The organism is Pseudomonas sp. D8002 (genome assembly GCF_013385695.1).
Lineage (GTDB): Bacteria > Pseudomonadota > Gammaproteobacteria > Pseudomonadales > Pseudomonadaceae > Aquipseudomonas.
Window position 1 is genome coordinate 89751 of sequence record NZ_JACAPM010000012.1, and the last position, 26447, is coordinate 116197.

Consider the following 26447-nt stretch of genomic DNA (forward strand, 5'->3'; position numbering starts at 1 on the left):
GTGGGAGGGTCAGGTCTTGCGCACGAATTGGTCGTGCATTTCGCTGGTCAGCCCTTCGATGCGTTCGGTCAGTTGTTTGGTCATCTCGGTGAGCTTGGTGTTCTGCTCCAACAGTTCCAGGAGTTGCTTGGTGGTCTGCGCCGCCTGGGCCTGGCGTTCGGTGTTGGCCACGGCCAGGGCTTCGCGGTGCTGGGCGTCGGCGTCGGATTGGGCCTTGTCCCGTGCGGCCTGGCGGGTCTGGGCGAGCAAAATCAACGGCGCGGCGTAGGCCGATTGCAGGCTGAACGCCAGGTTCAAGAGGATGAACGGGTAGACGTCAAAGTGCGTGATGCCGGTCATGTTGAGCACGACCCACAGAATCACGATTGCCGTCTGCGCCCCCAGGAACGTCGGGGTGCCAAAGAAGCGCGCGAAGGCTTCGGCTTTCAACGCAAAGGTGTCGTTGCCAAAGGTCGGCGCGAGATGGGCGTGTTTACGATGAAAGCGCAGGTGGTCAACGTTGGCTTCAGGTTTATCCGGGGTCATGGCGGGCTCGAATCCGTGGCGTAAGACAAGCCACCACTATAGACCGAGCCCTCGGCCTGGCACATGAAGAAGCCTGTCGCTTACCTGTTGCCCCGTTCATTGGCAAACGCACTCACAGCCTGCACCGCCTCGCTGGCGCCTTCGCGAATCTGCAGGATCACGGTGCCGGCCTGGTTGGCGAGGTCCACGCCCTGGGCGGCGCGGTCGCGGGTACCGTCCATGCTGTCGATGGCCTGGCGGGTTTCGGTCTGGATCATCTCGATCATCGACGAAATCTCGGCCGTTGAACCGCTGGTGCGCGCCGCCAATTGCCGCACTTCATCGGCCACCACCGCAAAGCCACGCCCTTGTTCGCCGGCGCGTGCGGCTTCGATGGCAGCGTTCAATGCCAGCAGGTTGGTCTGGTCGGCAATCCCGCGAATGGTGTTGACGATGGCGGTGATCTGCTGCGAACGCTCGCCCAGCTTGGCGATCAGCGCGGAAGAACCGTCGATATTGGCGGCAATCTCACGCATGCCGGTGGCGGTCTGCTGGATCACCTCGGCGCCTTTTTCGGCGATGTCCCGGGTTTGCAGCGAGATGTGATAAGCCTGGGTGGCGCTTTGCGCGTCGGCCGCGTGTTTCTCCACCATGGCCGTGACGTCGGAGGCGTATTTCACCACCTTGCACAGGCGCCCGCTGGCGTCGTATACCGGGTTGTAGTTGGCTTCCAGCCACACCACCTGGCCGTTTTTGTCGATGCGTTCGAACTGGCCGTTGAACAGCTCACCCTGGTTCAGCCGTCGCCAGAAATCGCTGTAGGCGCTGCTGTTGGCCAGCTCCGGTGTGCAGAACATGCGGTGATGCTTGCCCTGCACCTGCGCCAGGTTGTAGCCCATGCGCTGCAGGAAATTCTGGTTGGCGCTGATGATGGTGCCGTCGAGGTTGAACTCGATCACCGCCATGGCGCGGTCGATGGCCTGCAACTTGGCGTTGGCTTCACTCTCGGCCTGCATTTTCGGGGTGACGTCCATGGCGTACTTCACCACTTTCACCACGCTGCCGGACTCGTCGCGCACCGGGTTGTAGCTGGCCTCCAGCCAGATCGGCTGGCCGTCGCTGGTCACGCGCTCAAACGTGCCGGATTGGAATTGGCCGTTGCGCAGTTGCGTCCATAGCTGGCCGTACTCGGCGCTGCGGGCAAAGACCGGGGTGCAGAACAGGCGGTGGGACTGGCCCACGACTTGGTCGGCGGTGTAGCCCATGGCCTTGAGGAAATTCTCGTTGGCCCGCAGGACTGTGCCTTGCAGATCAAATTCAATCACCGCCATGGAGCGGTCGATGGCGTCGAGAAGGCTGGCTTGCTGGGCAAGGGTGGCTTGCAGGGTACTGATGGTTTTTTTATGGGCGTTGAATAGCATGGTCGTGTGCTCGGGGGAAGCAAGCGTCAGGGGTATCCATGGGGGCGCCTGCCACCGTAAGGCCTGGCCCTACGGCAAACGTGCTCATTGCCAGCTTCCTTGTGCTGACAGCGGGGTGGAACAGCGGGTTCTGAGTCGTATGGCCGGCAAGAAGTTCTATGCCAGTCGACCAATGGCGGCATTATGCTATCGGTCGGCGACGGGCGCGTTTAATTCAGACGAGATGCAGAGGGCGGGATTCAGGCGGAATGGGCGACCACGTAGTCGCTGATATTGACTCGGTTACGGCCGGTGTCCTTGGCCGCGTACAGCGCGCGGTCCGCTGCGTTGAGCCACATGGCCGCGTCGGTGAAGGTGCTCTGGAAAGACGCCAGGCCAATGCTCAGGCTGACCCGCAGCTCGGGGATTTCCGGGTTGCGGTAATTGCTGAACACCTCGCGCATGCGTTCCATGACTTGCGCGGCCTGTTCCATGGGCATGTCAGGAAGAATCACACAGAACTCGTCGCCGCCGTATCGCCCGGCCAGGTCGTTTGCCCGCAGGTTGCGTCGAAGTTCCAGGCTTAGTTGGCGCAGAACCTGGTCACCGATGATGTGCCCATAGCTGTCGTTGATCTGCTTGAAATGGTCGATGTCGATCAGTGCGATGGTGGCGTTCCCATGTTGTTGCTGGCACTTGTGAAACTTCAGGTGCAGCAGGTCTTTCCACGAACCGTGGTTGAGCAGGCCGGTGAGGCTGTCGGTGCGGCTCAAGGCGCTCAGGGCGCGTTTGTGTTCCGACAATTTGATCGCCAGGCGGTAGCAGACCATGCCCAGCGCCATGGGATACAGGGTCAGCATCGGCAGGCAGGCGTAGACCTGGACCAGGCTGACGTCGGGATTGAAGTGGATGCCAAACAGCAGCCAGGACACGCCGATACCTGCCAGTTGCGCCACGATGCCGTGGAGGAACAGGCGTTTGCCGCCGGCGGCGACGTTGTTCATGGTCATCATCGACAGGATGGTCACGGCCGTCAGTGGCGTGAACTGTGTAGTTGCCGCCCAGAACCCGCCGAGCAGCGAGTCGTAGAGCAGGTTTCGCCGTTCCGCCTTGTAGGGGAAATCGGAGCGGGTCGAAAGTTGATAGGCCAGGTGCGCCCAGCCAAAACCATTGAACAGCAGCAACGCCCAGACCCAGCCTGGCATTGGCAGTGGGTAGAGCGCGGCGATGACGCTGATGCAGCCGATGCCCAAGCCGATGATCCTTGGCCTGTAGATACGTCTGGCAAATGACAGCCCTTTGCCTCGTTGGTTTTCCATAGATTCCTGGGTCGATTCTTTTTTTGCAGGTACGACGGCACACGTGATCGGGAAAACCACTGGTCGGATAATACGTGTGAATATTGTCAGTTATTCGCGTGGGAATAATCAGTGTCCTTCCAGGCCATTTGCAAAGGACACGCGGCGAATCAGATAAAAACGACCTTGGATGTCGTTCCTGCAACAGGTCAGTGCTGCGGCACGACCTCATAGCCTGCGAGGAACAGGTCGATGGCCGACTCGATGACGTTCGCTTGGGCGTCGGCGTCCAGGGTCGGCTGGCCGAGGGTGATCTGTGGCCAGAAGGCAAAGGCCTTGAGCAGGCTTTGCACCTGGTGGGCGGCGAAGCATGGGTCGGTGCAGCTCAGCCGGCCGTCTTCCTGGGCGGCGCGCACCCATTGGGTGAAGCCTTCTTCACGCTTGCTCAGGCGGTTGACCATGTCCTGGGCACGTTCCGGCGAGTGGATGGTGGCGGCAATCGCGACCCGGGCCAGGTCGAGGAAGTTGGCGTCCGACATCATCGTCATCTTGGCCTGCAGCAACCCGCGCAGTTGCTCTCGCAGCGGGCGGTCGCTGGCGTAGCTGACGTCCAGTTGCGCAACACTGCTGGCCCACAGTTGATGCAGGATCTCGGCGAACAGCTCTTCCTTGCTCGGGAAGTGGTTGTACACCGTGCGCTTGGAAACCCCCGCCGTGGCGGCAATCTTGTCCATGCTGGTGACCTCGAACCCGTTGTCACGAAACTCGGCAATGGCGGCTGCCACGATGGCTTCGCGTTTACGGTCGGTGAGGCGCAGGGGTACAGTCATGGTGGGAGTTCGGCTCTGAAGGGAAACTTACACTCGGTAGTTTACTTGCTCCCGGTTTTGTTGCAATCTAGAAACTACACTGTGCAGTGTAATTTTTAGAGCAGTCTGCAGGAGTTCCTCGGTAATGGCCACGATCTCAACCCGTCTCGACAGTTCTTCTACAGCGCCCAAGTCTTCCGAACAGCATCAAGGTCACTTCACCAATCAGAAGCCCATCCAGCATGGCGGCTTGGGCAAGACCCTGGGCATCATGTGGAAGATGCTCTTCCAGAAGCCCCGTAGCACGCGCCCGGTGGGTGAGATCCCGGTGCAGCCGCTGACTCGCGAGCAACTGTTTGCCGCCCCGGACCATAGCGTTTTCCGCCTCGGCCATTCCACCGTGCTGCTGAAAATGCGCGGCAAGTTCTGGCTGACCGACCCGGTGTTCGCCGAGCGTGCTTCGCCGTTCAGTTGGGCGGGCCCCAAGCGTTTCCATCAGCCGCCGATCAGCCTTGAGGACCTGCCGCCGATCGAGGCGGTGATTCTTTCCCACAACCACTACGACCATCTGGACCACAAGGCGGTGGTGCAACTGGCGGACAAGACCCGCTATTTCCTCGCGCCGCTGGGTGTGGGCGATACGCTGGTCAAGTGGGGCGTGGATGCCAGCAAGGTGCGGCAGCTGGATTGGTGGCAGGGCACTGAAGTGGACGGGATTCGTTTTGTGTCCACGCCTGCCCAGCACTTTTCCGGGCGCGGCCTGTTCGATGGCAACCAGACGCTGTGGTGTTCGTGGGTGATGATCGACGGCTCACGGCGAATTTTCTTCAGCGGTGATACCGGCTATTTCGAGGGCTTCAAGCGTATCGGCGAGCAGTACGGCCCGTTTGACCTGACCCTGATGGAGACGGGTGCCTACAACGTCGACTGGCCCCACGTGCACATGCAACCGGAAGAAACCCTGCAGGCGCACATCGACTTGAAGGGCCGCTGGCTGCTGCCGATCCATAACGGCACGTTCGACCTGGCGTTTCATGCATGGCACGAACCCTTCGACCGCATCATGGCGCTGGCATGGGAGCGTAACGTGTCGATCACCACACCGGCGATGGGGCAGGCGTTCATGCTCAACCAGCCGGAGCGCGGGCAGGCCTGGTGGCTGGACGTCGAGCATCAGGGCAGTGAAGCGCACGTCAGCGGATAATCACCGTCTGATCGCGCTTTCAGGGCTTTTGAACGAGCCAAAACCAGCCATTTCCGACAGACATCCACCTCGCTGAAGGGATGCAATCACGCCTCGAAACTTTATTCCGGGGCGTGGGAGTGTATGGACGATAAGAGTAGGAAGGTCACGGGGCCGGGCGTGCGCTGCCTGTTCAAGCCTTCAGGATCGGGGGACAGTTGTACTCCCCAGCCTTGCGCCCCCACTGCCAGCCAGGGTGTTGTGTTTGGCAGTCATGCGGCCGGTACGATCGTCAATTCGGCCACTCACCAGGGCGGCCTGGAGTTTGGCTCCACGGGCGGTTACGGCCCCAGGCTCGACCTCCCTGGCCCCATGATGCACAGCGTGCGCGATCCCGCGTTATCACTGATTGCCCTCAGCGGTGTCGACCCCGAGGGGCGGGTGATGGTGGAGATTCCACCCGTCGCTGATCCGGGTCATCTGATCAACACACCGCCCCTGGCTGGCAGCCGTATTGGTTTTGCCAGCGAGTACGTTACCGGTGATGTGCGCAAACCCGCCAAACACAGCCCGCACTTTGCCCGGGTACTGGACGTACTGCGTGCAGCCGGTGCGCAATTGGTGCCTGTGACGGCGCGGGTGACCGATGACACACGTCACTTCACCCTGGACCCCGGCAATGAGATTAACGACCGGGTCACGGAAAACCGCCTGGATGGGGTGGTGGCGGATGCGCAAGGTGTTGCTTTCCACAAAGCAGCGACTGCCGATAACCCACGCTTCAGCGTGCCCGCGGGCACCGACGTCGACGGGGTGTCGAGGGTCGTCTGGTTCTATGGTGCGCACTGGTCCAGAGATCGTCTGGCGGCGTTGGTGCGAGGTTGTCAGCAGGTTCTAGGGCGGCTTTAAGGGCCTACGCCATGGGGAGAGTGATCGTACGCCGCGGTAAGAGTTGCCCCCGAGTCATCGAGTATTTCGCTTCTTAGACTGAGGCAGGGATATCGAACGGTATTCCCAACATTCAGGCAGGCGGGGAGTATTTATGATTGGACCAGGTTTGGGCGCGGGATGGGCAGCGGGGCTTTTCGATGCAGTGGTGAACCCGCCACAGGCCTACAGGAGTGCCGACGATTTGGCGGCGGCCATGACCCGGCCCAATGGGGCCAGTTCCGATTCGGTGGTGAGGGATTCGCTGAAGCTGATCGCCAACATGGACAAGGGCTTGCAGGGCGGCAATGCGTTCATTGAAATCAATCCTGACGCTCGTGTGAACGCCCGTGCGCTGGATCTGGAACGGGCCGAAGGCAAAGTGCGCGGGCCTTTGCATGGCGTTCCGATAGCGCTCAAGGATGTGTTCGAAACCGGCGACAAGATGCAGACCAGCGGTGGCTCCATGGCGCTGGTGGGCAGGCCCGCTTCAAGGAACGCCAAGGTGGTGGACAACCTGCTGAAGGCTGGCGTTGTGATTATTGGAAAAACTAACATGAGCGAATTGTCCAATTTTCGCTCTGAGGCGCCGGTTGATGGCTGGAGCTCCAGGGGCGGCTTGACCCTCAACCCGCATCGGCTGGATGGCCAGGCGGCGGGCTCGAGTACGGGCTCTGCGGTAGCCGTTGCTCAAGGGATTGTGCCCTTGGCATTGGGGGTCGAAACCAATGGTTCAATCATTACGCCGGCGGCTTACAACGGTGTTATTGGTTTCAAACCGACCGAAGGGTTAGTGAGCACTGAAGGGGTGATGACCAGTTCCCGCCAGGACACGGTGGGCACCTTCACCCGTAACGTGCGTGATGCGGCGCAAGCACTGGATGCGATGACGGATACCAACCGCTACACCCAGGGAATCAAGCCTGACGCCTTGGTGGGCAAGCGCATCGGCTATACGCCGTTGCCTGAGTTATCTGCAGAAGATGCCAACGACCCGGCGAAAAAAGCCGACAGGCAGCACTTCGAGGATGCCATTACGTTGCTGCGAGGCAAGGGCGCGACATTGGTACCCGTGGGTCAACTGGGTGAGGGCGTCCCGTACGAAACCCATGAACAATATAACGACGCGTTGTTATCGGACGTTAAACACCAGCTTGAAGCCTACCTGGCCGGACGGGCAGGCTTGCCGGTGAAGTCGCTGGCTGAGCTGATTGAATTCAACGAGCGCAACAGCGGTCCGGGTGTGCCGGATCAACAGATGCTCACCATGATCAACGGGATGGATATCAGTGATGAGGCGCGCAATGAGTTATGGGCTGCCATCGGCCCGATTTTCAAAAACACCATCGATAAGCCGCTGGCCGAGCATAAGCTTGACGCAATAGTGTCCAATTTTCACTCGTACAGTTACTACTACTCGGCAGTGGCCGGTTATCCCGGTATCTCGATGCCATCGGGAATGGATGATGAAGGGATGCCAACGGCCGTTCACTTTTATGGGGCAAATTTGAGCGAAGCCACGTTGCTGTCGGTCGCCTACGGGTATGAGCAGGCCTCCCATGCAATCAGGAAGCCTGCGTTTACACCCGGCCTGCGCTAGTCCGGATTACTTCAACCCATAACGAGCGGCGGGTTCACGGTGCGACAGGTTCGGGCCCAGGGCCAGCCGTGCGCTTTCGTAGGTGTCCCAATCGGCGCTGTCCGGCAGGGACGGAATCGTCACGGCTTCGCCTTGGGCGAGGCCTGCCAGGGCGGCGTCCACCAGGTTTTCGGTGGTCATCACCATGGCTTCCGGCAGGTTGTTCACAGGCAGGCCGGCGATGTCCCAGAACTCCGTGGCGGTAGCGCCTGGCAGCACCACCTGGACCACTACGCCCTTGTCACTCAGCTCATGCTGCAGCGATTCGCTGAACGCCTGCACGAACGCTTTGGTACCGCCATACACGCCGTTCAGCACTTTGGGAGCGAGAGCGACAATCGAGCCGATGTTGATGATCGTGCCACGCCCTTGGGCGACAAAGTTGGTTGCCGCGGCTTTGGCCAGGCGGGTCAGCGCCAGTACGTTCAGCAGAATCATCGCGTCCATTTTGTCGGCATCCGACTCCAGCAGCGAAGCTGTGGCGCCCACACCGGCGTTATTCACCAGCAGGCTGATACGGCTGTCGTCCTGCGCGAGCTGGGCAATACGCGCCAAGTCGGCCGGCAGATTGAGATCGGCCGCTATCACTTCAACGTCACGCTGGGTGCTGGCCTTCAAGCGTGTTGCCAACTGCTCCAGGCGTTGCTGGTTGCGGGCCACAAGAATCAGGTCGTAGCCGGCACGGGCCAGGCGGTCGGCATACACCGCGCCAATTCCTGACGAAGCACCGGTAATCAGGGCATAACCTTTATGTTGCGACATGGCAGTTGCTCCAAATGGGCCGGGGAGGGGATCGGCCTTGTTGGAACCAAGATTATGGGTGTAATGTGGTGGCCGCAATGTCATATATCCCTCCTTTAGAGACATGAGGTTTGGCCATGGTGTCCGTCGGTATCGTGCTGTTTCCCGGTTTCCAGGTGCTCAGCCTGTCCACCAGCAGCGTGTTCGAATTTGCCAACTTCGTGGTGGGGCGACCGTTCTACCGCGTGGACTTGTTGTCGGAGCATGGCGGGCCGATAAAAAGCTCCATGGGCTTTGCCATTGATAGCCTGGCGTTCGGGCAGCAGGTCTACGACACGATCCTGGTGCTGGGGGACAACGAACTACTTGAGCCCACTCCTGGCATGGTGGAGTACCTGCAAGCATCATTGACGGCGTCGCGCCGGGTTACATCGGCCTGCACCGGTTCGTTCCACCTGGCAGCGGCCGGCCTGTTGGAAGGGCGCAAGGCAACCACCCACTGGTACCACGCCATGACGTTTCGCCAGCGCTACCCCAACGTGAAGCTGGAGGAAGACCGGATCTTCACCGTCGATGGCCCGCTCTGGACCTCTGCCGGGATGACCGCCTGCATCGACCTGGCCTTGGCCCTGGTCGAGCACGATTTGGGCGTGGAAGTGGCCCGCGACGTGGCGAAAAAACTGGTGGTTTACCATCGCCGTGCCGGTGGCCAGTCGCAGTTCTCGGCGTTGCTGGAACTGGACCCAAAGTCCGACCGCGTACAAACCGCCCTGGCGTGGGCCAAAGGGCACTTGCACGAGGACCTCTCGGTAGAACAACTGGCGCAAGCGGCACACCTCAGCCCGCGTCAGTTCAGCCGACTGTTCCGCGCCGAAACCGGGCAATCGCCGGCCAAGGCGGTAGAACACCTGCGCATTGAAGCCGCGCGCTTGATGCTCGAATCCGGCAGCCACTCCATCGACGTCGTCGCCCGGGAGACGGGCTTCGGTGACCCGGAGCGCATGCGTCGAGCCTTCCTGCGAGCGTTTGGCCAACCGCCACAAATGATCCGTCGGGCGTTGCAGTTGCAGGCGTGAGTTGATGGCCTTGCGCGCTACGCACCATTGGGCTGAGGTGTTGTTGGGTCAATGGACGCCGCTGTTGAATCCAGAAACCTTGAGATGATCCCTTTGGCGGCCGGTTGTGCCGGAGTGCTGGCGCGGCCCCGCACATTCATCCCCCAGCCCGGCGCAAAGCCCGGGAAAAACACCAACCCTTCAGCCTCCAGGCGAAACGCCACACTCAGGCGGACTTCATCGTCCACATCGCCATGGCTTTCAAAACGTTGAAGGGCGTCCACTTCCACATCCGCTTCCCGGGCCAGGTCTTCCCGGCTCCAGCCCAGCATCAGGCGGGCCTGGACGCTGTGCCGTGGGGTGAATTGATGAAGGACGATCTGCTGTTCTACGGTGCTGCTCATTGCCAGAGAGGACATGGACTTTCTCCAGGTTCGACGGGGGGAGGGCAAACTATACTGTGTTTTTGTACAGTTGTTTTGACCGCTCATCAACTGGATTTTCCGATAGCGCTGCCGCCGCTCTATTTCGCCCCTTCCAGGTAGGTGCTCGGTGACTGCCCAAGCACCCGGCGGAACATGCTGGAAAATGCCGCCGGGTTTTCATAGCCCAGGTCCAGGGCGATCAGGGTGACGCTTGCACCGCTGGCCAACCGCGCCAAGGCCTGCACAACACAGGCCCGCTGGCGCCACTGCACGAAGCTCAGGCCGGTTTGTTGGCGGAAATGCCGGCTGAAGGTGCGCAGGCTCAGGTGCGATTGTTGCGCCCATTGAACCGGTGACTGGTGCACGTCCGGCCGCTGCAGAAACGCCAGGCACAGAGCAAGCAGGCGAGGGTCCTCCGGCAGCGGGATATGCAGGGGCAAGTGCGTGGCGCGTGCCAGTTCATGCAACAGCAGGCTGACCAGCGCACCGTCGCGCCCGGCCTCGTCGTATTCCAGCGGCAGCTCCACCGCCTCCATCAGCAGCTGGCGCATCAGGGGGGAAACGTTGATGACGTGGCAGTCGGTGCCCAAGTCGGTGACGGCGTGCGGTTCGATATACAGGCTGCGCGTCGACACGCCGAGCATCAGCACTTCATGGGGCACTTGGGCGGGAATCCACACCGCGCGCTGGGGCGGCACAACCCAGTTGCCTTGCTGGGTGCTGACTTGCATCACCCCGGTGGCGCCATACAACAACTGGCCGCGCCGATGGCTGTGGCGCTTGAGCAGATAGCCGTGGGGATAGTCGGTGCCGATTGCCACGACCGTTCGCGGGGTCAGGTCGAGCTGAGCGATGGAAACGTTGCGCATGGAGCTGATCCCGGAAGTGGCAATATCTCGCACATTATTGGCCGACATGCGCAAGCGGGCCAAGCCTTGAATCTCTATCGTCGACAGCTCTCCCTGATACTGAAGGCGATTCTCGATGTTCTATCTATTACTGGCACTGTTCGGCTGCATGACCGGCGTGACCGCTGTGCTGTTCGGCTTCGGTGGCGGGTTCGTGGTGGTGCCGTTGCTGTACGGCATGCTCAAGCTCAGCCACGACGCGGGCGTGAGTGGATCAGCGATGCATATCGCGGTCGCCACCTCGACCTGCGTGATGATCGTCAACGCGCTGCTTGCTACCGGAAAACACCAGCGCAAAGGTAATCTGATTCGCCACTACCTGTGGCCGTTGGGCGGGTACATCGGGGTCGGCGCCGTGCTGGGGGCAGGGGCTGCAATGTTCGCCAGCGGCGATTTCATGCGGTACGCCTTTATCGCCTACCTGGCCGTCACCATCGTCGATTGTCTGTTGCGCAGGGGCTTTCTCAGCCAGGACGACAGGCTCCAGCCACGACGCCTGAGCGGCATGGAAGTGACGGGCGGCGGCATCGCCATTGGCCTGATCGCGACCTTCCTGGGGGTGGGCGGCAGCGTGATGACCGTGCCGCTGTTACGCCGTTGTGGCTTGAGCATGTCCCAGTCCACGTCCATGGCTAATCCGCTGAGCGTGCCGGTGGCGCTGGCCGGTACATTCACCTACATGCTCATGGCGGGATTCGCCAAGGTGCAATTGGGCGCGTGGTTTGTCGGCTATGTCGATTTGCTGGCGTTTGCCATCCTCACCCTGGGTTCGCTGCTGGGCATTCGCCTGGCCACGCCGTGGATTGGTCGTATCCCGGATGCACTGCATGCGCGGGTGTATATCGGGTTGTTGGGCGTGGTGATGGTGAGCATGCTGGTCTGACGCAAGTGGATTTTGCGTTCTTTTAGCCGCAGGCTAGGGTTACTTCTCTATTCAAAAGAAAGTGACCGGGGGATGTCATGTCCATTTCCGAAAGCGATTGGCAGAAGTTCAAGGTCCTCAGGGCATTGGCGCTTGAACGCTTTTACCTAGGCGTACTGGCTGATGCAAAGACCATCAGCGAGCGCGAAACGCTTTCTGCCGAGGCTCGGTACAGGACGCTGTATAGCCTCACCAGGGATCGCGATAACGATGTCGTCCGAATGTTTGATCTCTACAGTCGTTCGAAAGCCCGCGAGAGCCTTGCGCAAATGATCAGGCATGATTTGTTGAGTGATTCAGAGTTGTCGGTATTAAGCGAAGAGACATTGAGCGCTATCGGCTACGCGGTCAGGCAGCGTTACGAAATCGAGTGGGTTGCTGCACACGTACAAGGCGACTGAGTCTTGTCTTAGACTTCAGTCAGAATATTCAGGAAATATCTTGATGCTTAGTTTTAATTGTACGCAGGCGGCTGGTAATTTTTTTAGCCGGGTTCACAAAGGCAAAAAAATTACCCCGGTTCAAAAACTGCCGACACAAGAGCGCCAGGGCGATGACCTGTACGCCGACCCTCATCAGTGGCTGGTCCATGCCGCGACGGTGCAACGTAAACATGTGCTGTTGGCGATACATCTGAAAACCCGCTATTGCATGCTGTTTTTTGATATGAAAAAAGCCGACGCCGATGGCTTCGTGCGCACCTTTATTAATCGGTGGATGAGTGGTGTTTTGGATCTCGCCTTGAAGTCTGATGTTTTGGATTTGGTTGATCCGTCTGTGCCTGAGCAGCAATTCGTCAGTTTGGTCGAGTCGTACTCTCTACAGCAGCGGGGTGATCGGAGTGCGCAGACTCAAATCAACGAAATATTGCGGAGTTTTGAGATGGACGCAGAAGGCGTGGATCTTGTTGCAATGCCTTGGAGCGCTCTGCATTACGACGCTCGAATCAACCATACGCCTCGAAGCTTGAAAGATGTGAAGGGGCTTCATTTACCGGATGAGGAAATGCTGATTCACTGGTTGGTCACGGTAGGCGGCTTGGACCCTGCGGGCGCCGCACTTGCACGTGAAAAGTACCGTTTATTCAGCCGAAGGGCCTGACCTGGAATCGCATTACCGTTCTCCCAACCCCGGCGCCTCGCGAATAATCAGGTGATCCAGGTTCTCGATATTGGCACTGAATACCCCGAACGTCTGCTCGGGGTTTTTCTTGCTTGGCACCTGTTTCAGCTCCGGCGTTACCCCGTAGAAGAAGCAATACAGCGCTCGATCACTGTCCACCGCGGCCTTGATCTGCTCCAGGAACGCCTTGCGCTTGCGGTAGTTCTCGATCAGTTTTTTGCTCAGGTAAACGTTGATGGAATAGGGCTTCTTGTCGAGCCAGGCTTTCTTTTCGAAGTCGATGCGAAAGCTGCTGGTGTAGTCCTTGATCTCCTTGATCTTGCCCCAGTAGATCAGGCCTTTGTTGTCCTGCAGGTATTCGATCTTCTTGAAAAACGTCCAGTAGGTCGCGGTGTGCTCGCCGATCTTCAAGGGCATGCTTTTGAGCTTGTCCTTGTCGCCGATATTGGACACGTAGCATTCCACCGGGTGGGCAAAGACGCTGGTCTTGTCCGGGGTGGTGTCGCTTGAGCTGTGAGACAAGGCGTTGCGGGTTGCCGGCGTTTTCGGCGGCTCTTGTGCGGTGCCACCCTCAGCACCGATGACCGGCGTTTTGCGTTCGTACTGGCGCCGCGTCAGGACAAATTCCGACGGAAAGTTTTCCTCCGGCCCATCCTCAGATTCGCCTTTTCCGGCAGGGCGACTGGCGTAACGGCAACCCTCGATATGCCGGGTGCTGGGGATGTTCTTGAAGTGGGGCGTACGCAGGTAATTGACGTTTTTTGCATTGAACGTGCCCAACACATTGCCCGCCGCAAACGCCGCCCGGCATTCGTCGTTGGGGCACAGGAAACTGTCCTTGTCGGAATCGAAGGCGGCGGTTTCGTCGAAATTCAGGTCGCGCACGTCATAGATCGACAGCTTGTCGTCGAGACTCAGGCTGTAGGCCGTGTCGAATTTCATGGGGCTCGGGTCCGTGAGAGGTTTCGCTATTAATAGCGGGATATCGAGCAAATATCAGTAGAAATTACGCACGGACCACCACACGCCGGCCACTCAGGAAACACAAGGTGCCACCCACCGCCGTCAGCCCGCTGAGTACATAGAACATAGAGGCGGGGGATGCGTTGATCAGCAGGTAGCCGCAGATCACCGGGCTCAGCGCCCCGCCAAATGCCGCCAGGTTTTGTGCGCCGTAATAACTGCCGCGCAGGGCGTCCGGGGCGATGGTGTCGATAAACAGGAACTCGGACGGGTAGATGATCATCTCCCCGAGGGTGAACACAAACATCGCGACACACCACGACACCAGGCCGTCTGCCATGCTGAAGCCGATCAACCCGGCAATAAACAGCGAGGTGCCAAGCACGATCCAGTAGCGCAGTTGTTCACGCTTGAGGAAGCGGCCGATCTGGTACTGCATAAGGATCACCGTGATGGCGTTGCACGCCAGCACCGCAGAGAGAATTTTCAGCGCGTTCTCCGGCTTGTAGGCCACCAGCAGAAACTGCGACAGATAGAGGGTGTAGCGCCCGTGGACAATGGTGCTCAACAGGCTGCCGCTGGTAAACAGGATCAAGGTGCGATCGCTGCGCAGGGTCCTCAGGGTGCTGAGAAAACTTAAGGGTTTGTTGCTGTCGTCGCGCTGGGTCGGTGGGATGCCGATCATCAGGAACAGGCTGCCAAAGGCAATCGCGCTGGCGATCAGGAACGGTGCCAGGGGCATCTGCCCGGCAATCACCACGCCGAGCATCGGGCCGGTGGCGTAGCCGACATTGGTCAGGGTGTAGCGCAGGGAAAACACCTTGGCCCGCTGGCCCACCGGCAGGTTCTCGCTGATGATCGCCTTGGAGCCGATCAGGAACAGTGCCGAAGCGGCTTCGGTGATCACCAGGGTCAGGGTGGTCAGGTACAGGTTGCTGGCGAAGGTCAGCAACAGAAAACCGATGGAGCTGGAAAGCATCGCCAGGATCAGCAGCTTGCGCTTTTCCAGGCGGTCGATGATGTAGCCACCATATAGGCCCAGCAGGGTGGCGATGAACACGGCGATGCCCATCAGCAAGCCGATGTCTTGCTGGTTGAGGCCCAGGCGGGTGCTCAGCAACAGGGCGAGCAATGGGCTGGTCATGGCGCGGCTGACGACGATGGTCACCGAGCAGATCATCAGGCGGCGGATTACCAGGGAGTACGTGGCCACGGTGGGGCGGATGTCCTTATTCTTTTTTCAAGGCGATGAAGATCCAGTGTGGGAGTGGGCTTGCTCGCGAATGCGGTGTGTCAGTGCCAACTGTACTGGCTGATCCACCGCATTCGCGAGCAAGCCCGCTCCCACATTTAGATCGAGTTACTGGCCGGCATTGATGCTGATTTTTTCCACCGCACCCTGCTCCAGATCCCACTTCTTCAGAATCTTGCCATACGTCCCATCATCAATCATGCCCTGCAACGCCTCACTGATGGCCGTGACCAACTCGGTATTGCTCTTCTCAATCCCAAGCCCGGTGAACTGCTTGGAAATCGCCAGGCCCACTGGCTTGTACTTACCCTTGTCCAGCGACATTAGGTAAGGAATGGTTTCACTGCCCTGCATCGCCGCATCCAGACGGTTCTGCTGCAACTGAGCCCGCGCATCCGCCGAGCCCTCGGTACCAATCACCACGATGGCTGGCTTACCGGCCTTTTCGCAGTTTTCCTTGCTCCACGCGGCAATTTCCGACGGCCAGGTCGTACGTCGGCTGGTGCCGACTTTTTTACCGCACAGGTCAGTCAATTCCTTCAGGTCTTCACGCTTGGCCAGAGTGTACAGCTGCGGGCCGCTGGTGAAGTAGTCGATAAAGGTCACCGCCTTCTGACGCTCGGCAGTGTCGCTCATGCCCGACAGCACAATGTCCACGCGCTTGGTGGTCAGGCCGCTGAGCATTTGTTCGAAGCCGGTTTCCTGCCACTTGATCTTCACCCCCAAACGCTCGGCCAGGGCGTTGCCCAGGTCAAAGTCCAGGCCGGTGAGCTTGTTGGTGGCGGTGTCCTTGAAATCCATCGGCGGGTAGTTCGGCACGATGGCCGCGCTGATCTCACCCTTGTCCTTGATCGCTGCCGGCAACGCCGCCAAAACCGAAGTGGAGGCCATCAGGCCTACGAGCAAACTTGGAAGAAACAGATTTTTCATGGGGGCGTTCTCGTTAGTTTTTTAGTTAAGTGCGAACGGCAGAAATAAAGCTTTGGGTACGCGGGTTTTGTGGGCTTATTAGAATTTCTTCCGGGCTGCCGGCTTCCACAATCTGGCCGGCATCCATAAACACCATGCGGTTGGACACTTCGCGGGCGAAGCCCAACTCATGGGTGACCACAATCATGGTCATGCCGGTGGTGGCCAAATCGCGCATCACCGACAGCACTTCTCCTACCAGCTCCGGGTCGAGGGCTGACGTGGGTTCGTCAAACAACATCAGCTTGGGGCGCATCGCCAACGCACGGGCAATTGCCACACGTTGTTGCTGGCCGCCGGACAACTCCACCGGGTAGGCATTGCGTTTGTCCGCCAGGCCGACGCGGGCCAGCAACTCCAGCGCGTCCTCGGTGGCTTCCTTGGGCGAGCGCTTGAGCACCTGGCACGGGCCCTCGATGATGTTCTGCAACACAGTCATGTGCGGGAACAGATTGAAGCGCTGAAACACCATGCCGGTGGCCAACCGCTGACGGGCGATCTGTGATTCATTCAATTCGTGCAGCTTGTTGCCGACGACCCGGTAGCCCACCAGTTCGCCATCGACCCACAGGCCGCCCTTGTCGATTTTTTCCAGCTGATTGACGCAGCGCAGCAGGGTACTTTTGCCGGAACCGGACGGGCCGATGATGCACAGCACTTCGCCTTGTTCGACTTCCAGGTTGATGTCCTGCAACGCGTGATACTGGTCGTAGTACTTGTTCAGGTTCACGGCCTTGACGATGCTTCTCATGGGGCAAATCTCCTCAGTCAGGGCTTACGAACGCTTGCCGGCGCCGCGGGCAAAACGACGCTCAAGGCGGCTCTGACCGAATGAAAGAACAGTCACCACCGCCAAGTACCAGATGCCTGCAACAATCAGCAGCTCCATGACCCGGGCGTTGGCGTAGTAGATGTTTTGCGCGTTGTGCAGCAGCTCCGAGTACTGGATCACACTCGCCAGGCTGGTCATTTTCACCATGCTGATGAACTCGTTGCCTACAGGCGGAATGATCACCCGCATCGCCTGGGGCAGAATCACCCTACGCAGCGCCTGAAGGCTCGGCATGCCGATCGACTTGGCGGCTTCGTACTGACCGGTGTCCACCGACAACAGGCCGGCGCGCACCACTTCAGCGGTGTAGGCACCCTGGTTGATGCTCAGGCCGAGGAGGGCGGCCACGAACGGCGTCATCAGGTCCACGGTGTCGATGCTGAACAGCCCGGGAATCGCGATCACCGGGAAAATCAGCGCCAGGTTGAACCACAACAGCAGTTGCAGAATCAGCGGCGTACCCCGGAACAGCCAGGTGTAGGTGATGGCCACGTAACGCAGGATCGGGTTGGCCGACATGCGCATGATCGCCGTGATCACCCCGATCACCACGCCCAGCGCCATGGCCAGGATCGACATGATGATGGTGTTCACCAGGCCCCAGATGATCGCCTCGGACGTGAGGAACTGACCGATGTAGGACCATTCGATCTGGCCGTTGGCGAATGCACGCAGCAAGGCAGCCAGTGCGATCACGATCAACGTGGCAAAAAACATCCGCCCGTAATAGCGACGCGGCACGTGCTCGTACTGGGTGATATCGAACTGGTTCTCGGTCTGCTGGCGCTCGGCTTGCAAGCGCTCTGCCGGGGTTTGTTTCATGGTGACTCTCCAAAACAACTGAATACACTGATCGTTCCCACGCTCTGCGTGGGAATGCAGCAAGGGATGCTCTGCGTCCCCAAAGCGTGACGCGGATCGTCACAAGAGGCATTCCCACGCAGAGCGTGGGAACGATCTTTAAATTCGAAAGCCGGTGTAGTTTTCTGCCCACTTCTGTTGCGCAGCCAGGGCCACCTTCAACCGCCCAATCTGCTCCCGCACCCGATCCGGCGCCGTACCGCCCCAACCACTGCGCGCCGCAATCGCCGCTTCCAGGGTCAGGCACTCACGCACTTGCGGCGTCAGCCGCGTATCCACCTCTGCCAACAACGCCGGCGAGGCTTCCCACAATTCAATTTCATGCTTCTCACAGGCCTGCACCAAGGCACCGGTAATCTCATGGGCCTCCTTGAACGGCACACCACGAGTGGCCAGCCAATCCGCCACCTCAGTTGCCAATGTGAAACCCATCGGCGCCTGACGCCGCAGCTCTTCCACCTGCACCTTCATCGTCGCGACCATCCCGGCCATCGCCGGCAGCACCAGCAGCAACGTATCCACGCTGTCCAACACACTGTGCTTGTCTTCACTCAAATCGCGGTTGTACGACAGCGGCAACGACTTGAGCGTGGACATCAGCCCGGTCAGGTTGCCAATCAATCGCCCGGCTTTACCCCGCGCCAATTCGGCAATGTCCGGGTTCTTCTTCTGCGGCATGATCGAGCTACCGGTGGCGTAGGCATCGTCCAACTGCACCCAGCGAAATTGCCGCGACGACCACAGGCAAAACTCCTCCGACAGCCGCGAAATATTCACCCCGAGCATGCCCGCCACAAACAGAAACTCCGCCACGTGGTCGCGACTGGCTACAGCGTCGATAGAGTTTTCGCACGGCCCGGTGTAACCCATCTCCTTGGCCGAATGCTCCGGCTGGCGCGCAATCGCCGAGCCGGCCATCGCCGCAGCACCCAACGGCGACAACGCCGTACGCGCATCCCAGTCCACCAGGCGCTGCACATCCCGCAGCATCGATTGCGCATGAGCCAACAAGTGATGGGCGAACACAATCGGCTGCGCCTGCTGCAAATGGGTGAAGCCCGGGCAGATGCTCTCGATATGCTGCTCGGCCTGGTCCACCAGCGCCTGCTGCAAGCCCAACACCTCGGTGGTGATGGTGCGCGCGTGGTCTCGCAGGAACAGGCGCAAATCGTTGGCCGTCTGGTCATTGCGCGAACGCCCGGCGCGCAGCTTGCCGCCCAGGGCGCCCAAACGCTCGGTCAACACCCGCTCGATGAAGGTGTGCACATCCTCGTCATCCAGCGTCGGGTGCAGTCGGCCAGCGGCAAAGTCCTCACCAATCCGGTCCAGCGCTTCCAGGGTGCGCAAGGTTTCCGACTCATCCAGCAACCCGGCGCGCTGCAACTCACGGGCATGGGCCCGGGAGCCGGCGAGGTCGTAGGGCGTCAGGCGAAAATAGCGCTCGGGGCAACGGGACAGCGCCGCCAAAGCAGCAGACGGGCCGGACTTGAAACGAGCACCCCAGAGGCGATCGGTGGGCTGAGACATGGTGTTCCTCACGCTTGTTTTTAGAAGTGACAAGCCCGATGGACGTGGCTTGGCCTTATGGATTCGGAGGGCAGTAGCAAAACGAAAAGTCCTGATCGTAGTGTCAGGTTTTTAGGGGCGTTAAATCAGCCGGTAAAAGCTGTTCAACCCGCTGTATTCAAGGTTGCCAAGGGCGGTTAAGTATGTTCATTATTGCCGCCCGGCGATGTTCATGGAGTAGGTCAAAGCCTGTTGAATATGGCACTTGAGGTCAACACGTATTATGGAAACCCCACTTTCCAATTCTGGAAACATACCGCCAAAACCCGGCACAAGACCGCCCCTGCAACTCAGCGGCCTGGACTTCAAATTGCTGCGGGTGTTCAAGGCTGTGGTCGAAGCGGGCGGCTTCAGCGCGGCGCAGAACGAGCTGAATGTGGGCCTGGCGGCGATCAGCAAGCAGATTTCCGACCTGGAAATTCGCATCGGCATGCGCCTGTGTACGCGAGGGCGGGAAGGGTTTGGCCTGACCGAAGAAGGCAAATTAGTCTATCAAGCGTCCATTGAATTATTTGCCTCGGTAGACAGTTTCAGAGACAAGCTTAGTTCAGCACAGAACGAACTGATCGGCGACCTTAGTGTGGGCGTTATTGATAACACCGTCTCCGACGTTAATTCACCGCTGATTAATGCGCTGGGAAGATTACATACAGAGTCGCCAAAAATAAGATTACGCCTGCATGCCTCGCAACTGGACGAAGTTGAACGGGGCGTGGTGGAAGGGCGGCTGATTGTCGGCATCGTCCCGGTGTACCAGCGGCGGGAAGAATTCGATTATTTCCCGCTGTACGAAGAAAAGTCCCACGCGTACTGCGCCGTCGGACATCCGCTGTTTGAAGCGAGTGACATCAACGCAGATGTGTTGCGCCAGCATGAAGTGGTCAACCATCGTTACGCGATCCACAGCGACAAGGCCAACTTCGTCAGCTACGACAGCCAGTCCGCCTCAGCCTCCCAGGTAGAAGCCGTGGCCATCCTCATTCTCACCGGCCGCTTCCTGGGCTTCCTCCCCGAACACTACGCCGCGCCGCTGGTGAGGGAAGGGCGCCTACGCGTGTTATGCCCGGAGCAGATCCACCTGAGCACGCCGTTCAACCTCATCCTGCGCCACAACGCCCCACGAAGCCCGCTGGTCAAAGCCTTCGCAACGGCACTGGGCGTGGATCTCAAAGCGCCAATCTAACGAATTCCCACCACCCTTAGAACCTACAGAGATCCCCTGTGGGAGCTGTCGAGCCCCAGCGAGGCTGCGATGGGATCAACTCGGTCTACCCGCAGACCCTATCCACCCGCATCACTGCCGCAACTTGCCCAACTTCTTCTTCGCATGAAAATGCGCTTCCTGCGCCGCCACCAACAGCTACCTGTTCGGCTACGCTCGTCGGGTAGCTGCTATAGAGCTATGCAATAGAGCACCTGCAAACTATCATTCTTACCTGTCTTCCCATGCCTTGAGAGGTGTTCCTTATGTCTACTGGAACGATCTTCACCAATAACCGTACACAAAATATCCGCATCCCTGCTGACATGCGTTTTCCCGCTGGGGTGAAAACTGTAGAGGTGCGTGCCGTGGGGCGCGAACTGATTATTTCGCCGGTTGAAAACACTTGGGACAGCTTTTTCCTTGCAAGCGAATCGGTATCTGATGATTTTATGGAGGAGCGCGCCGACCAAACCCAGCAAGAGCGAGAGTCCTTTGATGATTAAGTACATGCTTGATACGAACATCGTGATCTACATCATCAAGCGTCGGCCTATGGAAATACTGGAAAAATTCAATGCGAATGTAGGTCGTATGGTGATCTCTTCGATCACCCTTGCGGAATTGATGCACGGGGCCGAAAAAAGCCAGTTTGTTGAGAGAAATACTCGGGCGGTGGAGGACTTCATCTCCCGGCTTGACGTCATTCACTACGATGACAAGGCCGCTTTTCACTACGGCTCGATCCGCTCCGATCTCGAAAAGAAGGGCACTCCAATCGGCGTAAATGACCTGCACATCGCGGGCCACGCCAGAAGCTCAGGATTGGTCTTGGTGACTAACAACGAAGGTGAGTTCAAGCGAGTGAATGGCTTGATCGTGGAAAACTGGATCGCCGCCTAAGGCAGTCAATCCAGCGCACACAGATAGGTCGTCCAGGCGATTCAGCGTTGCTTGATTCGTTTCTTCTTCGCATGAAAATGCCGAAAATGCGCATCCTGCGCCGCCGCCAACAACTCCCGATCCCCGCGCGTATCACCCCAGGCCCTGAGCCGATACTCCCCCAGATCCCCATAAACCGCCTCAAGCCGAAGCACCTTGTTCTCGCACCGGCAATTATTCCCCGTGAGCTTGCCCGTCAATACTCCGTCAACCACCTCAAGCTCAGTGCCTATCAACTTGATCCCAAGCCGATCCGCAAACGGCTGCAACACCAACGCTGGCGATGCCGAACACAGCGTCACCACCGCCCCGGACTTCACCTCATCGGCCACCGATTGCAGCCCGGTTGGCCGCATCAACTTGTTCCAATAGGCCTGGCAATACGCTTCAGCTTTCTGCTGAACCCACGCCTTATCCACGCCGGTCATAAAGGTGCGGATCAACTGCGCCTTGAGCTCATCACGGCTGATGACGCGCAACAGAAACTGCGCGCCAGGCACCGCCAGCTTCACCATCCTGCGCACGAACTCGCCTTTACCAAAGGCGAACTTCAGGAACGGCACGAAGCTGTCGTGGTGGGTCAGGGTGCCGTCGAAGTCAAAGACGGAGAGTACTTTGGCATCCAAGGGGCCGGATTCGAGCATGTCTGGGTTCACGGGCGGGTCTCGGTCCTATCTACTATTTTTTGGAAGGTGCATCTGCTCTGACAGCAGGAGTTTACTCCGGTATCAATCTGTTGATTTTGGAGTAAAGCCCTTTGGTGAAAACATCCCGGTCGCTCGACCGGTGACACCGCTGATGGCAGTTGGGGCACAAGGCTACAGCATTGGTGATGCGATCCGAACCCTTCTGGGCGAGGTGCTTGACGTGATGTACTTCAAGAAATGGCTCGCCGTTGTCTAGCTTAAACGGGGCATCCAAGCCGCAACCTTCGCATTTGCCTTCCGCCTGCTGACGTATCCACGCCCGCACCACCGGATCGCGTACGTAGGATGTGCTGGTGGTGCTGACCTGTTGCGGCACAGCGATGCCTCCAGGTTCAGTCTTGATGGGTTTGCTTTGAAGCTTTGCCGCGCGCCGCTCAAGTGTCTCTTCATCAAACGTTGGGGCATTGTCTTCAGATTCAAAGATTCCCCGCTCTGCGAGCATTCGACGAATACGAGAAACTATTCTCGAGCCGACATTATGTGCAGCGGTGTAACCAGCAATCGGCTTTTGATTCAGCATCTCAAACACAGCAGAAATATTGCGCATACGGTAGTCGACCGACGCTTTGGAACGAGCGCTCAGAGCACCGGCTAACAAAAGTGCGTGCTCCGCTGACTTTTTAAACGGCTGGCTAGCACTCTCCAGCTTTAACATTTTCAGATAAGCATCGACGGAAGCTTCAAGCTCCTCATCGGTCCATCCGGTATTACCTTTTTGTGTGTCCATACAGCCGCCGAGGGTAGAAAACCCTCGGACGATACTGAGTGGCCATTATTACGTCTATGAAATTTCCTACGGCTCGGTCGGATTTGGCGGTCGTATATGCCAGGAAAATCGCTGCTTCATTCGGAAAGTCTGAGTCAGCTTTCGCCACCACGGCGTTCTTGCTAACTCCCTTCGGCAGGTGCTGGTCACCAATAGATATGGCATATCCCGGAGCCGTATCCAACCTTCATCTTGCCAATGCAGCAGGTTTAACGACATCTCCGGCCAATCCGGCATGCTTAGCAACGGCCGCTCAACCGTTCTTGGCTGACGCTCGTCTCGTAAAGTTGGGATAACTTCATGAGTGAGCCAACTACGTAGCAACCTGTTCTCCGGCGCGTAGTGGTAGACCAGCAACGCGTAGGCGCCGGACTCGCTAATCATCAGCATTTCTTCCGGTTGACCGTGAAACAGCAATCGCAGGCTTTGCCGCTGATCCTGATCAAGCTTACGGGTCGTTCGCTCATCCAGATATAGCACCATCAGCCGCCCGAGATCGCGGGCACAAAACCAGGGTTGGTTTTCTAAAAGAAGGGCATGAAGGTGAAGATTATGGCGAGTGAAAACGATGGCAATAGAAGGGTCGGGCTCGGCTACTTTCTTAGCCGCCGACGAGTCGAGCAGATATTGGCTAGGCATTTGCTATGACCTCTACGTGATTTTCGGGAGGGCCAGAGCCCAACGTAGAGAAAGAGGGTTTAAGAAACTCCAACTTGCATGACCTCAATACATAGTTAGATCCGCGTGAATTTATATCAGGCGGATTTTTGACTGTGTGAGTGAGGCCGGCTTCTACGTTGGGCGTTTCTTAGGCACCTATCAATAGAGTAGTCGAAAATTTATACAGTGAATACCGATAAAAATCCCATTTCGCTGTGAGAGCATTCTGAAGTGGGGATCTTACGTCGAAAGTTAAAATTCAGGAGTTAATAGAGTATTTCTGGAGGGGGAAGCTGTAGATGAATATAGGGTGACGCAACATGTGTCACCCACACGTTCATTCGTCAAAGCGAATGCTTGGAGGGATAAGTATGTTTTTCGAAAAAAACAGTACTTCTTGCCCTTTCATTTTTTTTGCTGCGCTATAAACGAGGTCTATTTCGGTGATTCGATGGTCGGCATATATGCGTCGAATCTGAGGGTGGTCATCATAGGATAGCATCCAAGGTGTTGTAAGCGTTTTTAATAGTTCGCTTATTCTTGAGTGGTCACCCTCTTCGTAGAAGTTGTCATATAGTCTTTTGCCTTTAACAAAGTATGGAGGATCTATATATGACAGGGCATCACGGAAGTTTCTTCTGTCTATTTCGCTTAAAAAAAGCTCGGCGTCTAAGTTGTATAAAGAAATTTTATCTTTGGCTTTGGCAATTGCGGTGATCCTATCTATTAGATCATGTTTGTTGAAGCGAGCATCGATTTTATAATTGCCTTTCTGCTCATATCCTCCAATTGCTCCAGCATTAATTATGCCGGATCGATTTGTTCTGTTGAGGAAAAAGAAGGCAAACCCTATTTCTAGCGAGCTGTGATTTTCAGGATTTTTTATAACCTCGCGCTGCACATACCATGTAGTCATGTCAACAGTGCAGTCGTAAATTTGTTGCATAAGGGCTTCAGTATTATTCAGCAAAGTATGCCAAAAGCTATAGACACCCCTATTTAAGTCATTTATGTGTACATGTGACACTGATCCGCTAAGCAGTAAATCCATCGCCACTGCTGCGCCACCTGCGTAGGGCTCAACATATTGTCCCCCCAAGAAGTCGTTAGCGGATAATAGGTCTTTAACTAGCCAGGATAATTTAGACTTTCCACCAGGATATCTAAGCGGGGTAAAGTATCTAGTTGCCATGCTGGTTTAACCTTGAGTATCTTTTATGTGCGTCCATAATGCTCTTAAATATTCCTCGTAACAACGATCCCACGCCTCTTTAAGGTTTGTCATGGAATTTTCGTACCGTCCATGCATGAAAGCGTGAAGAGCTTGTGGGTGTAGAAAACTATTAGGGTTGGCGGCGTCGCCGCTTGATATTAAGTTGTTTAATTCTCGTGGTATACGGTTTTCTTTGAATAGGTTGGCCGAGGCAGCCTTTACCATGTCACCTAAAGCTATCTGTCCGAACGAGTTTTTTCTCAAGCTTTCGCCGAGTTTAAAGTCCTCTACATAAATTTGAGAAGATATATCAACCAACGCGCGCGCAGCGCAGGCTACTACTAATCCGTGCTCGTTAAGTTTTAATGTGTCAATTTGTCTATATAGCGTACTGCACTTGGTTTTCGCAGGAGGTATGCTGAGGCTGCCGATAAATAGTTTGTCTCGGTCAGCTGGATTTTGAAGTTTTCTTGGTTTTGGTTTTGGATAGAGGCCTTCCAGCTTATCTACGCTAATAGATTTTTGATTAGGTGCGCTAGTGTTTTTATTGGTGCTTTGTGGTAGTGGGAATTTTTCTGTGCCAGAAGTGTTTATTTCTTTCGTGGCTGGAGTTTGTGAACCTTTGTTTGCTACTTCGTCTAATATCTCTGTAATGAATGAGCTTTTTTCAGCTGAGTCATAAATTTTTGATACGATGAACGAAGGCTCAGAAAGGCGCTCAAGAATTTTCCCCAATACTTGGTCGTGTACAGATTTTTCAATTGAAGTTCTTACTGATGAATCTTTGTACGAAACCCCTAGCGCTCTCTTGAATTCAGCGCTAGGTACAAGACGGTCAAGGTTAGATATTTTTTCGCTGATGCGGGCTGCTTGTTGATCAGTTATTAGTTTGTGTTCTAGGGCATAGTTTATGAAGTGCAGAGATCTCCAGTACCGCGCTTTTCCAGAGTAGTCTTGCTCATGTCTGCTCTTTTCCGCGGCGCCCCATTTGAAAGTTCCTGCACCATTTTGCTGACCAAGGTGTCTTAACCCCATCATCCATAGAACTCGGTGGCGGTCATCGCATGAGATACAATCTATTTTATAGTTGAAATTTAACGGTTGATTTATATTTTCTATTTTCTTTCGAAATAAGGGGTCGTCACAAAGAGATGGGTCGCGTAGAAGTTTAATTGCGGCCATGCGCCTATTGCCTTCCTTTACGACATACACATTGCCTAGCGGCTGAACTAATATTTTTTCTATATCGCTTAGCCCATCTTTTGCAATGCTGCGCATGAGTTGAATAAGTTGGTCGCCCAAAATATTTGCATGCCAGTTTATGATTTCTTTTTGATCTTGGAATATTTCGTGACGCGGATTCTCGCCATCCATCAAAATTTTTGAAGTGTCGAGTTTAACATTCAAGATTGTCGCCATCATAATTCCCTATTCAGCATGACGTTTCTTTTCGTTTTGACCTAGCACCATAAGGCATGCTGAGGAAATTTTACGCATGCTGGCACAATGATTTCGATAGGTCTACAGAATGACGAATCCCTACTTGTTAAAAAAGGTGTGAAAAAGGGCCTCGTAAGGCCCT

At 57.0% G+C, this 26447-nt stretch carries 28 protein-coding genes; 10 read left to right on the top strand and 18 right to left on the bottom strand.

Going from position 1 to position 26447, the window contains the following annotated elements:
- Nucleotides 1-9 precede the first annotated feature (9 nt).
- The 4 genes from HX807_RS06790 to HX807_RS06805 all read right to left on the bottom strand — a co-directional run bounded on the left by HX807_RS06790 (nt 10) and on the right by HX807_RS06805 (nt 4032).
- On the bottom strand, nt 10-525 hold the full coding sequence (locus tag HX807_RS06790) for a DUF1003 domain-containing protein (protein ID WP_003211469.1): 516 nt from the start codon (nt 523-525) through the stop codon (nt 10-12).
- An 80-nt stretch (nt 526-605) separates the two neighbouring features.
- A complete protein-coding gene (locus HX807_RS06795) occupies nt 606-1925 on the bottom strand; it encodes a PAS domain-containing methyl-accepting chemotaxis protein (protein ID WP_177049565.1) in 1320 nt (439 codons plus the stop codon).
- A gap of 239 nt (nt 1926-2164) precedes the next feature.
- Complete coding sequence (locus tag HX807_RS06800; protein ID WP_177049567.1) at nt 2165-3223, bottom strand: diguanylate cyclase; 1059 nt, start codon at nt 3221-3223, stop codon at nt 2165-2167.
- Between the two features lie 188 nt (nt 3224-3411).
- Nucleotides 3412-4032, bottom strand: a complete 621-nt coding sequence (locus tag HX807_RS06805) for a TetR/AcrR family transcriptional regulator (protein WP_003211473.1) — start codon at nt 4030-4032, stop codon at nt 3412-3414.
- A 124-nt stretch (nt 4033-4156) separates the two neighbouring features.
- Between HX807_RS06805 and HX807_RS06810 the strand changes: the two genes are divergently transcribed.
- From HX807_RS06810 to HX807_RS06820, 3 genes are all read left to right on the top strand, one after another.
- The gene (locus tag HX807_RS06810; RefSeq protein WP_008432945.1) at nt 4157-5215 is read left to right on the top strand and encodes an MBL fold metallo-hydrolase; all 1059 of its coding nucleotides are present in this window, start codon (nt 4157-4159) and stop codon (nt 5213-5215) included.
- A 123-nt stretch (nt 5216-5338) separates the two neighbouring features.
- Nucleotides 5339-6103: a hypothetical protein gene (locus tag HX807_RS06815; protein WP_177049569.1), complete on the top strand. Its 765-nt coding sequence runs from the start codon at nt 5339-5341 to the stop codon at nt 6101-6103.
- A 235-nt stretch (nt 6104-6338) separates the two neighbouring features.
- Nucleotides 6339-7721, top strand: a complete 1383-nt coding sequence (locus tag HX807_RS06820) for an amidase family protein (protein WP_256349372.1) — start codon at nt 6339-6341, stop codon at nt 7719-7721.
- A 6-nt stretch (nt 7722-7727) separates the two neighbouring features.
- Here the strand turns inward: HX807_RS06820 and HX807_RS06825 are convergent, their stop codons facing one another.
- Nucleotides 7728-8522 carry an SDR family oxidoreductase gene (locus HX807_RS06825; RefSeq protein WP_177049571.1) on the bottom strand — a complete coding sequence of 265 codons (795 nt, stop codon included), beginning with the start codon at nt 8520-8522 and terminating at the stop codon, nt 7728-7730.
- A gap of 116 nt (nt 8523-8638) precedes the next feature.
- Here HX807_RS06825 and HX807_RS06830 point away from each other — a divergent pair, with 116 nt between their 5' ends.
- Nucleotides 8639-9577 (top strand): GlxA family transcriptional regulator, encoded by a 939-nt coding sequence (locus HX807_RS06830; RefSeq protein WP_177049573.1) that lies wholly within the window; start codon nt 8639-8641, stop codon nt 9575-9577.
- 17 nt (nt 9578-9594) lie between these two features.
- Here the strand turns inward: HX807_RS06830 and HX807_RS06835 are convergent, their stop codons facing one another.
- Both HX807_RS06835 and HX807_RS06840 read right to left on the bottom strand, forming a co-directional pair.
- Nucleotides 9595-9975 carry a helix-turn-helix transcriptional regulator gene (locus HX807_RS06835; RefSeq protein WP_177008444.1) on the bottom strand — a complete coding sequence of 127 codons (381 nt, stop codon included), beginning with the start codon at nt 9973-9975 and terminating at the stop codon, nt 9595-9597.
- A 104-nt stretch (nt 9976-10079) separates the two neighbouring features.
- Nucleotides 10080-10850 (bottom strand): helix-turn-helix transcriptional regulator, encoded by a 771-nt coding sequence (locus HX807_RS06840; RefSeq protein ID WP_177049575.1) that lies wholly within the window; start codon nt 10848-10850, stop codon nt 10080-10082.
- 115 nt (nt 10851-10965) lie between these two features.
- Here HX807_RS06840 and HX807_RS06845 point away from each other — a divergent pair, with 115 nt between their 5' ends.
- From HX807_RS06845 to HX807_RS06855, 3 genes are all read left to right on the top strand, one after another.
- Complete coding sequence (locus HX807_RS06845; protein WP_177049577.1) at nt 10966-11772, top strand: sulfite exporter TauE/SafE family protein; 807 nt, start codon at nt 10966-10968, stop codon at nt 11770-11772.
- 77 nt (nt 11773-11849) lie between these two features.
- Nucleotides 11850-12212, top strand: a complete 363-nt coding sequence (locus tag HX807_RS06850; RefSeq protein ID WP_003211495.1) for a hypothetical protein — start codon at nt 11850-11852, stop codon at nt 12210-12212.
- 43 nt (nt 12213-12255) lie between these two features.
- A complete protein-coding gene (locus HX807_RS06855; protein ID WP_102369730.1) occupies nt 12256-12912 on the top strand; it encodes a hypothetical protein in 657 nt (218 codons plus the stop codon).
- A 12-nt stretch (nt 12913-12924) separates the two neighbouring features.
- Here HX807_RS06855 and HX807_RS06860 read toward each other — a convergent pair whose 3' ends face one another.
- The 6 genes from HX807_RS06860 to argH all read right to left on the bottom strand — a co-directional run bounded on the left by HX807_RS06860 (nt 12925) and on the right by argH (nt 19337).
- Entirely contained in the window at nt 12925-13875 is a 951-nt protein-coding gene (locus tag HX807_RS06860; protein WP_177049579.1) for a hypothetical protein, read from the bottom strand.
- A gap of 64 nt (nt 13876-13939) precedes the next feature.
- Nucleotides 13940-15109, bottom strand: coding sequence for an MFS transporter (locus HX807_RS06865; protein ID WP_003211499.1), 1170 nt, complete (start codon nt 15107-15109; stop codon nt 13940-13942).
- 147 nt (nt 15110-15256) lie between these two features.
- Nucleotides 15257-16078 (bottom strand): ABC transporter substrate-binding protein, encoded by an 822-nt coding sequence (locus HX807_RS06870; protein ID WP_008432932.1) that lies wholly within the window; start codon nt 16076-16078, stop codon nt 15257-15259.
- A 25-nt stretch (nt 16079-16103) separates the two neighbouring features.
- A complete protein-coding gene (locus tag HX807_RS06875) occupies nt 16104-16868 on the bottom strand; it encodes an amino acid ABC transporter ATP-binding protein (RefSeq protein ID WP_003211502.1) in 765 nt (254 codons plus the stop codon).
- Between the two features lie 24 nt (nt 16869-16892).
- Complete coding sequence (locus HX807_RS06880; RefSeq protein WP_003211504.1) at nt 16893-17771, bottom strand: amino acid ABC transporter permease; 879 nt, start codon at nt 17769-17771, stop codon at nt 16893-16895.
- Between the two features lie 138 nt (nt 17772-17909).
- Nucleotides 17910-19337, bottom strand: coding sequence for an argininosuccinate lyase (gene argH / locus HX807_RS06885; RefSeq protein ID WP_102369728.1), 1428 nt, complete (start codon nt 19335-19337; stop codon nt 17910-17912).
- 262 nt (nt 19338-19599) lie between these two features.
- Here argH and HX807_RS06890 point away from each other — a divergent pair, with 262 nt between their 5' ends.
- The 3 genes from HX807_RS06890 (at nt 19600) to HX807_RS06900 (ending at nt 21480) form a co-directional block, all read left to right on the top strand.
- Nucleotides 19600-20559, top strand: a complete 960-nt coding sequence (locus HX807_RS06890) for a LysR family transcriptional regulator (protein WP_102369727.1) — start codon at nt 19600-19602, stop codon at nt 20557-20559.
- A gap of 284 nt (nt 20560-20843) precedes the next feature.
- Entirely contained in the window at nt 20844-21083 is a 240-nt protein-coding gene (gene vapB, locus HX807_RS06895; RefSeq protein WP_008432930.1) for a type II toxin-antitoxin system VapB family antitoxin, read from the top strand.
- Nucleotides 21076-21480, top strand: a complete 405-nt coding sequence (locus HX807_RS06900; RefSeq protein ID WP_008432929.1) for a type II toxin-antitoxin system VapC family toxin — start codon at nt 21076-21078, stop codon at nt 21478-21480. The genes vapB and HX807_RS06900 overlap by 8 nt, the downstream gene beginning before the upstream one ends.
- A 41-nt stretch (nt 21481-21521) precedes the next feature.
- On the opposite strand, the gene HX807_RS06905 is transcribed toward HX807_RS06900, so the two are convergent.
- The 5 genes from HX807_RS06905 to HX807_RS06925 all read right to left on the bottom strand — a co-directional run bounded on the left by HX807_RS06905 (nt 21522) and on the right by HX807_RS06925 (nt 26284).
- Nucleotides 21522-22163: an HAD-IB family hydrolase gene (locus tag HX807_RS06905; protein WP_087693117.1), complete on the bottom strand. Its 642-nt coding sequence runs from the start codon at nt 22161-22163 to the stop codon at nt 21522-21524.
- Nucleotides 22164-22236: 73 nt separating this feature from the next.
- Nucleotides 22237-22953, bottom strand: coding sequence for an HNH endonuclease (locus tag HX807_RS06910; protein ID WP_177049581.1), 717 nt, complete (start codon nt 22951-22953; stop codon nt 22237-22239).
- Between the two features lie 66 nt (nt 22954-23019).
- Entirely contained in the window at nt 23020-23631 is a 612-nt protein-coding gene (locus tag HX807_RS06915; protein ID WP_177049583.1) for a Bro-N domain-containing protein, read from the bottom strand.
- 358 nt (nt 23632-23989) lie between these two features.
- Nucleotides 23990-24844: a DNA adenine methylase gene (locus tag HX807_RS06920; protein ID WP_177049585.1), complete on the bottom strand. Its 855-nt coding sequence runs from the start codon at nt 24842-24844 to the stop codon at nt 23990-23992.
- Between the two features lie 6 nt (nt 24845-24850).
- Nucleotides 24851-26284, bottom strand: a complete 1434-nt coding sequence (locus HX807_RS06925) for a ParB/Srx family N-terminal domain-containing protein (RefSeq protein WP_218174046.1) — start codon at nt 26282-26284, stop codon at nt 24851-24853.
- Between the last annotated feature and the right edge of the window lie 163 nt (nt 26285-26447).

Coding starts and splice junctions, on each gene's coding strand:
- HX807_RS06860 (WP_177049579.1), bottom strand. CDS start 13,875: ATGAAATTCGACACGGCCTACAGCCTGAGTCTCGACGACAAGCTGTCG.
- argH (WP_102369728.1), bottom strand. CDS start 19,337: ATGTCTCAGCCCACCGATCGCCTCTGGGGTGCTCGTTTCAAGTCCGGC.
- HX807_RS06800 (WP_177049567.1), bottom strand. CDS start 3,223: ATGGAAAACCAACGAGGCAAAGGGCTGTCATTTGCCAGACGTATCTAC.
- HX807_RS06875 (WP_003211502.1), bottom strand. CDS start 16,868: ATGAGAAGCATCGTCAAGGCCGTGAACCTGAACAAGTACTACGACCAG.
- HX807_RS06890 (WP_102369727.1), top strand. CDS start 19,600: ATGGAAACCCCACTTTCCAATTCTGGAAACATACCGCCAAAACCCGGC.
- HX807_RS06915 (WP_177049583.1), bottom strand. CDS start 23,631: ATGCCTAGCCAATATCTGCTCGACTCGTCGGCGGCTAAGAAAGTAGCC.
- HX807_RS06845 (WP_177049577.1), top strand. CDS start 10,966: ATGTTCTATCTATTACTGGCACTGTTCGGCTGCATGACCGGCGTGACC.
- HX807_RS06880 (WP_003211504.1), bottom strand. CDS start 17,771: ATGAAACAAACCCCGGCAGAGCGCTTGCAAGCCGAGCGCCAGCAGACC.
- HX807_RS06825 (WP_177049571.1), bottom strand. CDS start 8,522: ATGTCGCAACATAAAGGTTATGCCCTGATTACCGGTGCTTCGTCAGGA.
- HX807_RS06855 (WP_102369730.1), top strand. CDS start 12,256: ATGCTTAGTTTTAATTGTACGCAGGCGGCTGGTAATTTTTTTAGCCGG.
- HX807_RS06835 (WP_177008444.1), bottom strand. CDS start 9,975: ATGTCCTCTCTGGCAATGAGCAGCACCGTAGAACAGCAGATCGTCCTT.
- HX807_RS06840 (WP_177049575.1), bottom strand. CDS start 10,850: ATGCGCAACGTTTCCATCGCTCAGCTCGACCTGACCCCGCGAACGGTC.
- HX807_RS06905 (WP_087693117.1), bottom strand. CDS start 22,163: ATGCTCGAATCCGGCCCCTTGGATGCCAAAGTACTCTCCGTCTTTGAC.
- HX807_RS06900 (WP_008432929.1), top strand. CDS start 21,076: ATGATTAAGTACATGCTTGATACGAACATCGTGATCTACATCATCAAG.
- HX807_RS06830 (WP_177049573.1), top strand. CDS start 8,639: ATGGTGTCCGTCGGTATCGTGCTGTTTCCCGGTTTCCAGGTGCTCAGC.
- HX807_RS06850 (WP_003211495.1), top strand. CDS start 11,850: ATGTCCATTTCCGAAAGCGATTGGCAGAAGTTCAAGGTCCTCAGGGCA.
- HX807_RS06795 (WP_177049565.1), bottom strand. CDS start 1,925: ATGCTATTCAACGCCCATAAAAAAACCATCAGTACCCTGCAAGCCACC.
- HX807_RS06815 (WP_177049569.1), top strand. CDS start 5,339: ATGGACGATAAGAGTAGGAAGGTCACGGGGCCGGGCGTGCGCTGCCTG.
- HX807_RS06920 (WP_177049585.1), bottom strand. CDS start 24,844: ATGGCAACTAGATACTTTACCCCGCTTAGATATCCTGGTGGAAAGTCT.
- HX807_RS06820 (WP_256349372.1), top strand. CDS start 6,339: ATGACCCGGCCCAATGGGGCCAGTTCCGATTCGGTGGTGAGGGATTCG.
- HX807_RS06870 (WP_008432932.1), bottom strand. CDS start 16,078: ATGAAAAATCTGTTTCTTCCAAGTTTGCTCGTAGGCCTGATGGCCTCC.
- HX807_RS06790 (WP_003211469.1), bottom strand. CDS start 525: ATGACCCCGGATAAACCTGAAGCCAACGTTGACCACCTGCGCTTTCAT.
- HX807_RS06810 (WP_008432945.1), top strand. CDS start 4,157: ATGGCCACGATCTCAACCCGTCTCGACAGTTCTTCTACAGCGCCCAAG.
- HX807_RS06925 (WP_218174046.1), bottom strand. CDS start 26,284: ATGGCGACAATCTTGAATGTTAAACTCGACACTTCAAAAATTTTGATG.
- HX807_RS06910 (WP_177049581.1), bottom strand. CDS start 22,953: ATGGACACACAAAAAGGTAATACCGGATGGACCGATGAGGAGCTTGAA.
- HX807_RS06805 (WP_003211473.1), bottom strand. CDS start 4,032: ATGACTGTACCCCTGCGCCTCACCGACCGTAAACGCGAAGCCATCGTG.
- vapB (WP_008432930.1), top strand. CDS start 20,844: ATGTCTACTGGAACGATCTTCACCAATAACCGTACACAAAATATCCGC.